Raw genomic sequence first — 12,685 nt, forward strand, 5'->3', positions numbered from 1 at the left:
GAAGGATCTCTTATGCGACGGCCACGCCCCAAATGAAAAGGCCCCGCCGGGTGACGGGGCCTTTCGAAGTGAGGGCGCGAGGGATCAGGCGCTGGTGGACAGCGCTTCTTCCTTCTTGCGCTCGGCATAGATGTAGAGCGGACGCGCGTCCTTGCCGTTCACCACTTCCTCGCTGATCACCACCTCTTCGACGCCATCGAGCGACGGCAGGTCGTACATGGTGTCGAGCAGGATGCCTTCGAGGATCGAGCGCAGGCCGCGTGCGCCGGTCTTGCGCTCGATGGCATGCTTGGCGATGGCCTTGAGCGCATCCTCGTGGAAAGTCAGTTCGACCTCTTCCATCGAGAACAGGCGCTGGTACTGGCGCACCAGGGCATTCTTGGGCGCCGTCAGGATCTCGATCAGCGCAGGCTCGTCGAGATCTTCGAGCGTCGCGAGGATCGGCAGGCGTCCGATGAACTCGGGGATCAGCCCGAACTTCACCAGGTCTTCCGGCTGCACATCCTTCAACAGGTCGCCGACGCGACGATCCTTGGGATCCTTGACCACGGCCGAGAAGCCGATGCCCGAGCCCTCGCCGCGCGCCGAGATGATCTTCTCGAGCCCGGCAAACGCGCCGCCGCAGATGAACAGGATATTGGTCGTGTCCACCTGCAGGAATTCCTGCTGCGGGTGCTTGCGGCCGCCCTGCGGCGGCACCGATGCAACCGTGCCTTCCATGATCTTCAGCAAGGCCTGCTGCACACCCTCGCCCGACACGTCGCGGGTGATCGAGGGGTTGTCGGACTTGCGCGAGATCTTGTCGACTTCGTCGATATAGACGATGCCGCGCTGCGCCTTCTCGACATTGTAGTCGGCGGCCTGCAGCAGCTTGAGGATGATGTTCTCGACGTCCTCGCCGACATAGCCGGCTTCGGTCAGCGTCGTCGCGTCAGCCATGGTGAACGGCACATCGAGGATGCGGGCCAGCGTCTGCGCGAGCAGCGTCTTGCCGGTACCGGTCGGGCCGATCAGCAGGATATTCGACTTCGACAGCTCGATGTCCTGGTTCTTGGTGGCGTGATGCAGGCGCTTGTAGTGGTTATGCACCGCAACACTCAGCACGCGCTTCGCGCGCGCCTGGCCGATGACGTAGTCGTCCAGCACCTTGCAGATTTCGGCCGGCGTGGGCACGCCGTCCGAGGACTTCACCATCGAGGTCTTGTTTTCCTCGCGGATGATGTCCATGCACAACTCGACGCATTCATCGCAGATGAACACCGTCGGGCCGGCGATAAGCTTTCTGACCTCATGCTGCGATTTTCCGCAGAACGAGCAGTAAAGCGTGTTCTTGCTGGATTCGCCGCTGGTCGTGTCCTTGGACATCCTGTCACTCCTGGGAGTTGGGGCTCCCATTCCCGGCTAGGATAGAACGCTAGCCCCGGATACCTAAACAAAATGTAAGCCCGACCGACCTTAACGGCCAGCCGGGACCCACACAATCACACAAGTGTCACACTCGCGTATGCCGATCGGATTCACCTTAACAGGTAAAACCCCACTCACGCGTCGGGCGCCGCCCGCTTCTCGAAGATCGAGTCGATGAGACCGAAATCCCTGGCCTCTTCGGGGCTGAGGAAACGGTCGCGCTCGAGGGCGTTGTGGATGGCCTCGTAGTCCTGGCCGGTATGCTTGACGTAGATCTCGTTGAGCCGGCGCTTCAGTTTTTCGGTGAACTGGGCGTGGATCAGGATATCGGTCGCCTGGCCCTGATAGCCGCCGGACGGCTGGTGCACCATGATCGAAGCGTTCGGCAGCGCGGCGCGAAGGCCCTTCTCGCCGCCGGCAAGGAGGAGCGACCCCATCGAGGCTGCCTGCCCGATGCAGAGCGTCGCCACCGGCGGGCGGATGAACTGCATCGTGTCGTAGATGCCGAGGCCGGAGGTGACGACGCCGCCGGGAGAATTGATGTAGAGGCTGATTTCCTTCTTCGGGTTTTCCGACTCGAGGAACAGCAGCTGCGCCGCGATCAGGGACGCCATCTGGTCTTCGACCTGGCCGGTCACGAAGATGATGCGCTCCTTGAGCAGGCGCGAATAGATGTCGAAGGCGCGCTCGCCGCGCGTCGTCTGCTCGACCACGGTGGGCACGAGGTAGTTGTAGAAGGTATCGACCGGATCTCTCATCTCGAGATTTGCCCCTGGTGGAAAGAAGAATCAGCGCTCGCGGCCGACTGAAGGCGATGCCCTGTTAAGGGCGGGTAAAGCGACAGATAGGCGCCAATGTGGCGGGCCGCAATACTCACATAATCGCGCAATATCCGCGATCAACGGAACCTGCCCGGATGGGGAGGGCCCCTGTTGCATCAGGTAAGGAAGTTCCTTACATTTGCAGCATGATCAAGAGCAAACTGACCAGCAAGGCCCAAACGACGATCCCGCAGCCGGTGCGGTTGGCGCTTGGCCTTAGCGAGGGCGATGAGCTTGCCTATCAGATCGAGCGCGACCGGGTGATTCTGACCAAGGCCATGGTTGTGTTGCTCGATGACCCGTTCGCGTTGTTCGAGGAATGGGACAGCGAGGCCGACCGGGTGGCATATGCCAAGCTTTAGAGCCGGAAGCGTCGTCAGGGTCCCCTTCCCTTACACGAACCGGGAAACGACCCAGCATCGTCCTGCTCTGGTCGTCTCAGATGGGGCGATCGGCTCCGGGATGTTCCTTTGGGTGCTGATGATCACCAGTGAGAGCAACCGTGCTTGGCCGGGAGACGTGTCGCTGGCGGACGGCTACGCTGACGCCGGCCTGCCCGCCCCCTCGCGGATCAGAACGCTCAAGCTCGCGACGATCGAGGCAAACGTAGCCGAACTGATCGGGTCCGTCGCGCCCGCCATCCTGCAATCCGTTCGGGCGGAGCTCCGGGAAATCCTGGGCCTAGCCCCCTGAGACGACACCGCCGCTGAACGCCACCGTGACGCCGCGCTTCTTGAAGTAGGACTGCATCATCTTACGTCCCTGGCGGTTGTTCTGCGCAAGCTTGGCGGGATCGAACACCGCTTCCTTGGCGCCCTCCTTGGCCATCGCCGCCTTCAGCGCCGCGATGTGAACATCGATGTCCGCATTGTTCTCGCGCAGCGAGGTGTAGATGTTGTCGATCGCTTCATTGAGGGTGAGGTCGCTCACAGGCTCGAACTCCAATGGTGTCTGGCGAGGCTACTAGCCACTTTTTCCGTTGCGGCAAGCTGTTTCAGCAGGTCGTGGCGGCTTCCCGTTCGCCCGACCGGCCGTATAGCATGGGCCGCAGTATCAGTTTCAACGGGTCTAACCTTGTCCGCAGCCGCTCCCTTCACCCTCGCCGACCGTCACGCCAGCGCCCAGCCGCGCGAACTCGCCTTCTACCGCGACCCCTATGCCTTCTATGACGCGGTGCACGCCGCTTCCCCCGCCTTCTTCTGGGACAACTACGATCACTGGTGCTTCGCTGGCTTCAAGGATGTGAGCGCCCTGCTTCGCGACAAACGCTTCGGCCGGCAGATTCTCCACCTGATGAGCCGCGAGCAGCTCGGCATGGGACCGCCAAAGGCTCATACCGCCGCCTTCGACCAGACCGAGAAATACACCCTGCTCAACCTCGAACCGCCGGCTCACACCCGGCTGCGGGCGCTGGTCAACCGGGCTTTCGTCTCGCGCAATGTCGAGCAGCTGCGGCCGCGCATCGAGCGGCTGGCGAACGAGCTGATCGACGGGTTCGAGCCCGACGGCCAGGTCGAGCTGCTGCGCGCCTTCGCCGCGCCGATCCCGGCCATCGTCATCGCCGAAATGATCGGCATGCCGCGCGACATGGCGATGCAGCTGGTCGACTGGTCCAACCGCATGGTCGCCATGTACATGTACGGCCGTCACCCACGAGACCGAGCTCGATGCCAACCAGGCCTCGATCGAGTTCATGGACTACGTGCGCGAGATGATCGCAGAGCGCCGCCGACAGCCCCGCGAAGACCTGCTCACCCACATGCTGACCACCGAGGTCGATGGCGAGACGCTGACCGAGGACGAGGTGATCTCGACCACCATCCTGCTGCTCAATGCCGGCCACGAGGCCACGGTGCACACCACCGGCAACGGCGTAAAGGCGATCCTCGAAAGCGGCCTCGACCCCAAGGCCTTGTTCGCCGATGCCGACCAGACCGAAGCGACCGTCGAGGAGTGCATTCGCTTCGATGCGCCGCTCCACATGTTCACCCGCTATGCCCTGCAGGACGTGACGCTCGACAACGGCCTGAGCTTCAAACAGGGCGAGACCATCGGCCTGATGCTGGGCGCCGCTAACCGCGACCCCGCCCGCTTCGCCGAGGCCAACCGGTTCGACCCGTTCCGCCAGGACGGCGCCAATGTCAGCTTCGGCGCCGGCATCCACTTCTGCATCGGCGCGCCGTTGGCCCGCATCGAGTTGCAGGTGGCGATGAAGACACTGTTCGATCGGCTGCCTGGCCTGAAGCTCGCTACAGAGCCGCAGTACAAGAACATCTACCACTTCCATGGGTTGGAGCGGCTGGAGGTGGCGTGGTGAGCGAGAAGACGCTGGACGACATCTGGTCGGAGATGCCGCAACGCCGACTTTTCGTCGGCGATTATTCCAAAGCTGGGCCGCCTAAGTACCGGGCTGTAAGCGTCGATACGTTGCTTAGCTTGGCGCCATTCATCCTTATGGAGATAGATCCTGGCGAGGATGGCGAAGACGTCGAGGCCGTAACTTGGTGGCCGGGTGGGATGGTCAGTGCCGACCACCAGCGGGGCCCTCCAATGAGTCCGGAGCTGATGTTTCTTGAGGTGAAGCTCTTGACCGCGCTTAACGGAATGGAGCGCGTCGCGGTTACGATGGCGCCTGAGCTGGAATGGGACAGCACTTGGGCCGAGCTGGTCGCCGACTAAGCGACCAGCTCCCTCAGCACATCCGGGATCAGCCCCGGCAGATCCTCGGCGATCAGCCCGGGGCCGCCCCAGAGGTTCGCCGCCTCACCATGGATCCACACGCCGGCCGAGGCCGCGTCGAACCCCTTCATGCCCTGCGCCAGCAACCCGGCGATGATGCCTGCCAGCACGTCCCCGGAGCCGGCTGTGCCCAGCGTCGGCGGTGCGTTGTCGTTGATCACCGCGTGCCCGTCCGGCGCCGCGACCACCGTGTCGCTGCCCTTCAGCACCACGATGGCCCCTGAGCGCAGCGCCGCCGAGCGGGCTCGGTCGACCTTCGAGCCATCCACCTTGCCGAACAGTCGCTCGAACTCGCCCTCGTGCGGCGTTATCACCACCGGACGCTCCGGCTTGGCCTTGATCGCCGAGAACAGCGCCTCCGGGCTGTCCTTGAAGCTGGTGAGCGCATCAGCATCGAGCACCGTCGCCGCATCGCTTGCGAGCACCGCCAGCACATTCGTCTTGGTCGCCTCACCGAGGCCGGCGGCGGGCCCGATCACCACCGTGTTGATCCGATGGTCCTGCAGCAGCAGTTGCAGGCTCGCCGCGCCATCCACCGGCTTCAGCATGATCGCCGTTACGTGATTGGCCTGGATCAGCAGCGAGGAGTGGGCGCCGGCGAGCGTCACCAGCCCTGCCCCGGTCCGCAAGGCCGCCGTCGCCGTCATCCGGCTGGCGCCGGTCTGCAGCGGCCCACCCGACATCACCACGCAGTGGCCGCGGGCGAACTTGTGCCCTTCAGCGTCGAGCCTGGGCAGATGCCACAGGTCTGGGCTGTTGCGATTGAGCTTTGGCCGGATCTCGCCCAGCACGCTATCCGGGATGCCGATCGCCGCCAGCACGACTTCGCCGCACCGCGCGCGGCCCGGCAGCAGCAAATGCCCGGCCTTCAGCCGGAAGAAGGTCACCGACACGTCTGCCTTGACGGCGACGCCGCGGATTTGCCCGCTCGCCCCGTCGATCCCCGAGGGCACATCGACCGCGACGATCGGCACCCGCAGCCCGTTCACAGCCTCGATCAGTTCGGCGAGGCCGTCTTCGATGTCACGATCGAGCCCGGCGCCGAGCAGCGCGTCGACCACCACCTTGGCGCCGCGCAGCCCGTCCGGCCGCGCCGCCTGGATCGGCCCGTTCCAGAGATCTGCGAAGAACGCCGCATCGCCCTTGAGCCGATCGCGCTCGCCGAATAGCCCCACCCGCACTTCGCGGCCGAGTTCCCTCAGCTTCTTGGCGGCGACGAACCCATCGCCGCCATTGTTGCCGGGACCACACAGGATCAGCACCTGCCCGTCCGGATAGCGCTCATGCACCAGCTCGGCGACGGCATTGCCGGCCGCCTCCATCAGCTTGAACGACTGGATGCCCGACGCCACCGCCAGCGCATCGGCGCGGGACATCTCGGCGGGGGTTAGGAGGACGTGAAGAGTCTTGTCTGACATGCCGAGCCGCCGCGCGTTTTTCCCGGCGTCATCAATACCGCACGATCGGGGTGACCACCACATCGCCCCATTCACGGATGTCATCCCTGCGAAAGCAGGGATCCAACTCACAGCCCGCGCGAGCGGACGGATGGGTCCCTGCTTTCGCAGGGATGACATCGCGTTTGGTGCAGCAACAGCGATTTGACCAAACAAAAAGGGCCGCCCCGAAGGGCGGCCCTGAACTTGTGATCGCAGCACCAACTTAGTGGTGGTGCTCCTCCGGAACCTCGTCCTCGTCCGCGGCGATGATCTTGGCCAGCTCGGCGCGGGTCATCGGCTTGTCGGTCTTCTTGGCGAGCTCGGTGACGAAATCCACCACCTTGTTCTCGAACACCGGAGCGCGGAGGCCGGCAAGGGCCTGCGGGTTCTTGCGGTAATAGTCGTAGACCTGCTGCTCCTGGCCGGGGAAGCGGCGCACTTCGGCGATCAGCGCCTGCTGGTGCTCTTCCTCGGTCACCTCGACTTTGTTCTGGTTGCCGATCTCGGCGACCACCAGGCCCAGGCGCACGCGGCGCTCGGCGATCTTCTGGTACTGCTCCTTGGCCGCTTCCTCGGTCGTGCCCTCGTCTTCGAAGGACCGGCCGTGGTGCTCGACTTCGTGCACGACGCGCTGCCAGATGGTGTTGAACTCGGCTTCCACCAGCTGCTCGGGAACGGCGAACTTGTGGCCTTCGTCGAGCTGGTCCAGAATCTGCCGCTTGATCGCCTGGCGGCTCATGGAGTCGAGCGCCGCCTTCATCTGCTCCTTCACCGCGTCACGAAGCGCTGCGACGTTCTCGAGGCCGAGAGTCTTGGCGAAGTCATCGTTGAGCTCGCCGGCCTTCGGGCCGTCGATGTGGAGGATGGTGACTTCGAAGTCGGCCTTCTTACCGGCCAGTTCGTCCTGCGCGTAATCCTTGGGGAACGTGACCTTGACGGTCTTGGTCTCGTTCTTCTTCATGCCCACGAGCTGCTCTTCGAAGCCCGGGATGAACTCGCCCGAACCGACGGTCAGGTGCGCATGGTCGGCCGAGCCGCCGGCAAAGGCCTCGCCCTTGATCGTGCCCTTGAAGCTCAGGCCTAGACGGTCGCCATTCTCGACGACGCCGTCCTCGCCCTTTTCCTCGTAGCCGCGCTGCTGCGCGAAGACGCGCTGCACTTCGGTGTCCACGTCCTTCTCGTCGAGCTCGACCACCGGCTTGTCGACCGCGAGGGTCTTGAAGTCCATCAGGGTAACCGGTGGCAGCACTTCGTAGCTGACCTCGAAGTTGAGATCGGCTTCGCCGTCCAGCACCTGGTTGATCACGCCCTGGTCTTCAGGCAGGTCGACCTTCGGCTGCGTCGCGGCGCGCTCGGAACGGTCGTCGAGGGTCTTGGAGACGGTCGAGTTGATCGCGTCGGACAGCACTTCCGACATGGCGGAGCGGCCGTAGACCTTCTTCAGGTGCGCGGCCGGCACCTTGCCCGGACGGAAACCCTTGATGTTCGCGGTGGCCTTGAGCTCATCGAGCCGCGCATCCAGCCGATCACTGAGATCCTTCTTGGGGATGACCAGGGAGAGTTTGCGCTTGAGGCCCTCGTTGAGGGTTTCTGTGACCTGCATTGGGGTATCCCGTTGTCTCTTCAAAACTCGTTTGGCCGGGGGTTCTGGCAAGCTCTGGTGCGGGTGAGAGGGCTCGAACCTCCACGCCTTGCGGCGCTGGAACCTAAATCCAGTGCGTCTACCAGTTCCGCCACACCCGCAAGGTGCCCCGTCGGCCGGGTCGCGTGCATATATGTGAAGAATTGGGGAAGGTCAAAGGGAGAGGTTGAGGCCTCGCGAGTGGGCTCCGGCTACGGCCGCTCATCGGGAGGCGGCACGGCCCGCCCTAATGGTTTCCGTCTTCCCTCGTGATCGATGCGCTCGGTTACGAAATAGACATAGCCGGCGACAGCCCCTGCTACGGCACATATGCATGCGGGCCACGGCGAAACCCCATGGTGCTGCCCGACACAACGCCGACGGCGATGGCCAGCGGATAATAGAGCGCCGCTCCTGCAGCGCCGAAACTGATGGCGTAGCCCCAGGAGCGCAGCCTGAAGCGATTGCCAAGCCCAATCCCGAGCAGGACCACAGGCAGAAACAACAGCATGGCCGGCACAAGGCCGACCATAACGCCGGAGAATGCAAACACCGGAATGGCGAACCCGCCACATCCGAACGCAATCGCCAGAGCCGACGCCACCACCACGCATCCGGCAGCGACGGACAGCAGGTATCCGGCCAAAGAAAAGGAGTTCGTCGGTTGCGCCGCCATCATTCTCGGTGCCTTGTGACGATGGCACCCTAACGCAGTTTCATCCCCGTCAACAACGAGCCCGGCTCGCTTCGCATTTGCCCACTTTCGCTGCAAATCGATCTTTGCCACTGTCGGTTTGTTCGTTTCGGATCGTCGAAGTGAACAAATCGGAAGCATCGTGCTCACTCTTTGAGCACACGCCTTCCGCCAAGCCTGTAGCGGCGGATCAAATGTTCGCCCTAGGCGCTTATTTTAGCAAGGTTTTCCCCGGCATTGCTGAGCTGGCACGGACCCTGCATACACCCGAGCGGCACCCGACCGGTGCCTGTTGGAGGCCTGAATGAAAAAGATCGAGGCTATCGTAAAGCCGTTCAAGCTCGACGAAGTGAAGGAAGCGCTGCAGGAAGTTGGTCTGCAGGGTATCACCGTCACCGAAGCCAAGGGTTTCGGCCGTCAGAAGGGACATACCGAGCTCTACCGGGGCGCGGAATATGTCGTCGACTTCCTGCCCAAGGTGAAGGTCGAGGTGGTGTGCCCTGACGATCTCGCCGAAAAGGCGATCGAAGCGATCCGCACGGCCGCGCAAACGGGCCGCATCGGCGACGGAAAGATCTTCGTCTATTCGATCGAACAGGCTATCCGCATCCGCACCGGCGAATTCGGCGACGACGCGCTCTAAGGGGCACCTCTTCGCGCGTCTACCTGCCCTAGCATCAACTCCAGACTTACACAGGGGAACCTAATGACCACTGGAAGCGACATCCTCAAGAAGATCAAAGACGAGGACATCAAGTACGTCGACCTCCGCTTCACCGACCCGCGCGGCAAGCTGCAGCACGTCACCATGGATGTGACGGTCGTCGATGAGGATCTCTTTGAGGAAGGGACCATGTTCGACGGTTCCTCGATCGCTGGCTGGAAGGCCATCAACGAGTCCGACATGGTGCTGATGCCCGATCCGAACTCGGCCTATATCGACCCGTTCTTCGGCGCCCCGACCCTCGCCATCAACTGCGACATTCTCGAGCCGCTGACCTACCAGCCGTATAACCGCGACCCGCGCACCACGGCCAAGAAGGCCGAGGCTTATGTCAAGGAACTCGGCATCGGCGACACCGTGGTGTTCGGCCCCGAGCCCGAATTCTTCATCTTCGACGACGTCCGCTACTCGAACACCACCTACAAGGTGGGCTTCTCGGTCGATCATTCGGAACTGCCGTCCAACAACGACACCGAGTACGAGTCCGGCAATACCGGCCACCACATCGGGCTCAAGAAGGGCTACTTCCCGGTTCCGCCGCTCGACAGCGCGCAGGACATGCGCGGCGAAATGCTGGCTGCCATGGCCTCGATGGGCGTCACCGTCGAAAAGCACCACCACGAAGTGGCTTCGGCCCAGCATGAACTGGGCATCAAGTTTGCCCCGATCATCAAGTCGGCCGACGACGTGCAGATCTACAAGTACGTGATCCAGCAGGTCGCCCAGGCCTACGGCAAGACCGTGACCTTCATGCCCAAGCCGGTTTACGGCGACAACGGCTCGGGCATGCACTGCCACCAGTCGATCTGGAAGGACGGCAAGCCGCTCTTCGCCGGTGACCAGTATGCCGGCCTGTCGATGGAAGCGCTCTACTACATCGGCGGCGTGATCAAGCACGCCAAGGCGATCAACGCTTTCACCAACCCGACCACCAACAGCTACAAGCGCCTGGTGCCGGGCTTCGAAGCTCCGGTGCTGCTCGCCTATTCGGCGCGCAACCGCTCGGCGTCGTGCCGCATTCCCTTCGGCCAGTCGCCGAAGTCGAAGCGCGTCGAAGTCCGCTTCCCCGATCCGCTGGCCAACCCCTATCTCGGCTTTGCCGCGCTGCTGATGGCCGGCCTCGACGGCATCAAAAACAAGATTCACCCGGGCGACCCGATGGACAAGGATCTGTACGAACTGCCCAAGGAGGAGCTCAAGCAGATCCCGACCGTTTGCGGCTCGCTGCGCGAAGCCCTCGAGTCCCTCGACAAGGATCGCGACTTCCTCAAGGCCGGCGGCGTGTTCGATGACGACCAGATCGATAGCTACATCGAGCTGAAGATGACCGAAGTCATCAAGTTCGAGCACACCCCGCACCCGGTCGAGTACGAGATGTACTACTCCGCCTAAGCGCCGAACGATCGACTAGATATGGAAGGGCCCGGCAACGGGCCCTTCTGCTTTTCAGTGGACAGTCAAGTCGCCGCGCGGAACACTTCTCCCCATGAACCGGAAAATCCTGCGCGTCGCCCGCCTGAGCAACCTCTGATGACGGGTCGCTGGCGCGAGACATCACCCGCCGAGCTTGCCGGCTGGCTCGCCGACGCCGAGGTACCCTGGGGGATTGCCGGCGGCTGGGCGCTCGACCTGTGGCAGGGGGAGATCAGTCGCCCGCATTCCGATATCGAGATCAGCTGCCTTCTTGCCGACCTGCCAGCCCTGCTCCCGCTCCTGGCCGGCTTCGAGATCGCCGTCGCGCGCGACAAGCAGCTGACGCCCTACCTGTTGGGAACCGCCCTTCCTGTCTCTCCGTTCAGCCTCTGGCTTCGACGCCAGGGCGAGATGTTGTGGGATTTCGAGATCGTGGCGGAGGCGCAGTCGGACGGGCAATGGGTCTATCGACGGGAACCATCGGTGCGGAAGCCGCTGGATCTGGTGTTCAGGCGCACCCCGTCGGGCTGGCCGATCATCGCACCGGAGATCCAGCTGCTCTACAAATGCAAGCAGCCGCGCGACAAGGATCTGCTCGACCTCTCGCGCTACGTACCGCGCCTTGACGAGCCGGCGCGGCTCTGGCTCCGTTCGGCGATAGCGGCGGCGCATCCGGAATCTCTGCCGACATTTTTCGATATTGAGGCGCCTGGCGCCCGCAAGGATGGTACTCTCCAATGAGTGTTGGACTACTCGGCCTGCTCGACGACGTGACCGCCCTTGCCAAGGTGGCCGCTGCTTCCATCGACGATGTCGCGGGACAGGCGGCCAAGGCCGGATTGAAAGCCGCCGGTGCGGTGATCGACGACACTGCGGTGACCCCCAACTACGTCACCGGCTTTTCCGCCGACCGCGAGTTGCCGATCGTCTGGCGCATCGCCGTGGGCTCGATTCGCAACAAGCTGCTGATTCTACTGCCGGCAGCGCTGGCTCTGAGCTTCTTCGCGCCCTGGCTGATCACGCCGTTGCTGATGCTGGGCGGCGCCTATCTCTGCTACGAGGGCGCCGAGAAGGTGTTCGAGGCGCTGTTCCCGCACGAGGCGCACGCGCACGAGGCCGAAGCGACCGCCCCCGTTGCGGCCGACCCGAAAAAGCTCGAGGAAGAGCGCGTTGCCGGCGCCATCCAGACCGATTTCATCCTCTCGGCCGAGATCATGACCATCGCGCTCGCCGCCCTGCCCGGCCTGCCGTTCTGGGAACAGGCGGTGGTGCTGGTGGTCGTCGCCTTCGGCATCACCGCAGCGGTCTACGGCGCGGTGGCGCTGATCGTCAAAGCCGATGATTTCGGCCTGATGCTCGCCCGCAAGGGCCGCACCGGTGCGGGGCGCGCCACCGGCCGCGGCATTCTCATCGCCATGCCCTGGGTGATGCAGACGCTCAGCATCGTCGGCACCGCGGCGATGATCTGGGTGGGCGGCGGCATCATCGTTCATGGCCTTGCCGAATTCGGTCTCACCCAGATCGAACACCTCATCGAGGCCGTCGCCCACGGCGCGGAGGAAATGCTGCCGGCGCTTGGCGGCTTCATCGAAGGCCTTGCCACCATCCTCGCCGACCTGGTGCTGGGTTTCGCGCTCGGGCTGCTGCTGATCCCGGTCGCCGGCAAGCTGATCGGCCCGGCCTGGAAAGCCATTCGTAGCCTGTTCCCGCAGAAGCCAGCGACCTGATGCGCGGTGTTTCTCCACCCGCCGGCTGTCATCCCAGCGAAAGCTGGGACCCATTTCGCAGCCCGCGCCAGTGGAGAGTTGGGTCCGTTAGACTCACAAA

The 12,685-nt window shown here is 63.5% G+C and carries 13 protein-coding genes, 1 tRNA gene and 1 pseudogene; 8 read left to right on the forward strand and 7 right to left on the reverse strand.

Annotated features, from left to right (window positions below; all coding sequences use genetic code 11):
* Window positions 1-84: 84 nt before the first annotated feature.
* Together clpX and APS40_RS22885 are read right to left on the reverse strand one after the other, a co-directional pair.
* Window positions 85-1,365, reverse strand: a complete 1,281-nt coding sequence (gene clpX / locus APS40_RS22880; RefSeq protein ID WP_055049239.1) for an ATP-dependent Clp protease ATP-binding subunit ClpX — start codon at window positions 1,363-1,365, stop codon at window positions 85-87.
* 176 nt (window positions 1,366-1,541) lie between these two features.
* Window positions 1,542-2,165 carry an ATP-dependent Clp protease proteolytic subunit gene (locus APS40_RS22885; RefSeq protein ID WP_055049240.1) on the reverse strand — a complete coding sequence of 208 codons (624 nt, stop codon included), beginning with the start codon at window positions 2,163-2,165 and terminating at the stop codon, window positions 1,542-1,544.
* A 209-nt stretch (window positions 2,166-2,374) separates the two neighbouring features.
* Here APS40_RS22885 and APS40_RS22890 point away from each other — a divergent pair, with 209 nt between their 5' ends.
* Together APS40_RS22890 and APS40_RS22895 are read left to right on the forward strand one after the other, a co-directional pair.
* Window positions 2,375-2,590 (forward strand): AbrB/MazE/SpoVT family DNA-binding domain-containing protein, encoded by a 216-nt coding sequence (locus APS40_RS22890; protein ID WP_055049241.1) that lies wholly within the window; start codon window positions 2,375-2,377, stop codon window positions 2,588-2,590.
* The gene (locus APS40_RS22895) at window positions 2,577-2,921 is read left to right on the forward strand and encodes a type II toxin-antitoxin system PemK/MazF family toxin (RefSeq protein ID WP_055049242.1); all 345 of its coding nucleotides are present in this window, start codon (window positions 2,577-2,579) and stop codon (window positions 2,919-2,921) included. The genes APS40_RS22890 and APS40_RS22895 overlap by 14 nt, the downstream gene beginning before the upstream one ends.
* Here the strand turns inward: APS40_RS22895 and APS40_RS22900 are convergent.
* Entirely contained in the window at window positions 2,910-3,158 is a 249-nt protein-coding gene (locus tag APS40_RS22900; RefSeq protein ID WP_055049243.1) for a hypothetical protein, read from the reverse strand. The genes APS40_RS22895 and APS40_RS22900 overlap by 12 nt on opposite strands.
* Window positions 3,159-3,302: 144 nt before the next feature.
* On the opposite strand from APS40_RS22900, the pseudogene APS40_RS25655 reads away from it, so the two are divergent.
* Both APS40_RS25655 and APS40_RS22910 read left to right on the forward strand, forming a co-directional pair.
* Window positions 3,303-4,545 (forward strand): annotated as a pseudogene (locus APS40_RS25655) (cytochrome P450).
* On the forward strand, window positions 4,542-4,907 hold the full coding sequence (locus APS40_RS22910; RefSeq protein ID WP_156343050.1) for a hypothetical protein: 366 nt from the start codon (window positions 4,542-4,544) through the stop codon (window positions 4,905-4,907). Before APS40_RS25655 ends, APS40_RS22910 begins: the two are co-directional and overlap by 4 nt.
* On the opposite strand, the gene APS40_RS22915 is transcribed toward APS40_RS22910, so the two are convergent.
* The 4 genes from APS40_RS22915 to APS40_RS22930 all read right to left on the reverse strand — a co-directional run bounded on the left by APS40_RS22915 (window position 4,904) and on the right by APS40_RS22930 (window position 8,814).
* A complete protein-coding gene (locus APS40_RS22915) occupies window positions 4,904-6,385 on the reverse strand; it encodes a bifunctional ADP-dependent NAD(P)H-hydrate dehydratase/NAD(P)H-hydrate epimerase (RefSeq protein WP_055049245.1) in 1,482 nt (493 codons plus the stop codon). The two genes, APS40_RS22910 and APS40_RS22915, sit on opposite strands and share 4 nt — an antisense overlap.
* Window positions 6,386-6,629: 244 nt before the next feature.
* Window positions 6,630-8,009 carry a trigger factor gene (tig, locus tag APS40_RS22920; protein ID WP_055049246.1) on the reverse strand — a complete coding sequence of 460 codons (1,380 nt, stop codon included), beginning with the start codon at window positions 8,007-8,009 and terminating at the stop codon, window positions 6,630-6,632.
* A 55-nt stretch (window positions 8,010-8,064) separates the two neighbouring features.
* Window positions 8,065-8,149: transfer RNA gene (locus tag APS40_RS22925), tRNA-Leu, on the reverse strand.
* A gap of 197 nt (window positions 8,150-8,346) precedes the next feature.
* Window positions 8,347-8,814, reverse strand: a complete 468-nt coding sequence (locus APS40_RS22930) for a hypothetical protein (protein ID WP_156343051.1) — start codon at window positions 8,812-8,814, stop codon at window positions 8,347-8,349.
* Between the two features lie 211 nt (window positions 8,815-9,025).
* Between APS40_RS22930 and APS40_RS22935 the strand changes: the two genes are divergently transcribed.
* The 4 genes from APS40_RS22935 (at window position 9,026) to APS40_RS22950 (ending at window position 12,585) form a co-directional block, all read left to right on the forward strand.
* On the forward strand, window positions 9,026-9,364 hold the full coding sequence (locus APS40_RS22935) for a P-II family nitrogen regulator (RefSeq protein ID WP_046105125.1): 339 nt from the start codon (window positions 9,026-9,028) through the stop codon (window positions 9,362-9,364).
* 63 nt (window positions 9,365-9,427) lie between these two features.
* Window positions 9,428-10,837 (forward strand): type I glutamate--ammonia ligase, encoded by a 1,410-nt coding sequence (gene glnA, locus APS40_RS22940; protein ID WP_055049248.1) that lies wholly within the window; start codon window positions 9,428-9,430, stop codon window positions 10,835-10,837.
* Window positions 10,838-10,975: 138 nt separating this feature from the next.
* Window positions 10,976-11,599 carry a nucleotidyltransferase domain-containing protein gene (locus APS40_RS22945; protein WP_055049249.1) on the forward strand — a complete coding sequence of 208 codons (624 nt, stop codon included), beginning with the start codon at window positions 10,976-10,978 and terminating at the stop codon, window positions 11,597-11,599.
* Window positions 11,596-12,585, forward strand: a complete 990-nt coding sequence (locus tag APS40_RS22950) for a DUF808 domain-containing protein (RefSeq protein WP_055049250.1) — start codon at window positions 11,596-11,598, stop codon at window positions 12,583-12,585. Before APS40_RS22945 ends, APS40_RS22950 begins: the two co-directional genes overlap by 4 nt.
* The last annotated feature ends 100 nt before the right edge of the window (window positions 12,586-12,685 follow it).

Origin of the sequence: Devosia sp. A16, from assembly GCF_001402915.1 — a bacterium.
Lineage (GTDB): Bacteria > Pseudomonadota > Alphaproteobacteria > Rhizobiales > Devosiaceae > Devosia_A.

What these genes read in the sequence shown, in the direction of transcription:
- APS40_RS22890 (WP_055049241.1), top strand. Translation starts at nt 2,375, where the DNA reads ATGATCAAGAGCAAACTGACCAGCAAGGCCCAAACGACGATCCCGCAG.
- APS40_RS22915 (WP_055049245.1), bottom strand. Translation starts at nt 6,385, where the DNA reads ATGTCAGACAAGACTCTTCACGTCCTCCTAACCCCCGCCGAGATGTCC.
- APS40_RS22885 (WP_055049240.1), bottom strand. Translation starts at nt 2,165, where the DNA reads ATGAGAGATCCGGTCGATACCTTCTACAACTACCTCGTGCCCACCGTG.
- APS40_RS22895 (WP_055049242.1), top strand. Translation starts at nt 2,577, where the DNA reads ATGCCAAGCTTTAGAGCCGGAAGCGTCGTCAGGGTCCCCTTCCCTTAC.
- APS40_RS22935 (WP_046105125.1), top strand. Translation starts at nt 9,026, where the DNA reads ATGAAAAAGATCGAGGCTATCGTAAAGCCGTTCAAGCTCGACGAAGTG.
- APS40_RS22945 (WP_055049249.1), top strand. Translation starts at nt 10,976, where the DNA reads ATGACGGGTCGCTGGCGCGAGACATCACCCGCCGAGCTTGCCGGCTGG.
- tig (WP_055049246.1), bottom strand. Translation starts at nt 8,009, where the DNA reads ATGCAGGTCACAGAAACCCTCAACGAGGGCCTCAAGCGCAAACTCTCC.
- APS40_RS22950 (WP_055049250.1), top strand. Translation starts at nt 11,596, where the DNA reads ATGAGTGTTGGACTACTCGGCCTGCTCGACGACGTGACCGCCCTTGCC.
- clpX (WP_055049239.1), bottom strand. Translation starts at nt 1,365, where the DNA reads ATGTCCAAGGACACGACCAGCGGCGAATCCAGCAAGAACACGCTTTAC.
- glnA (WP_055049248.1), top strand. Translation starts at nt 9,428, where the DNA reads ATGACCACTGGAAGCGACATCCTCAAGAAGATCAAAGACGAGGACATC.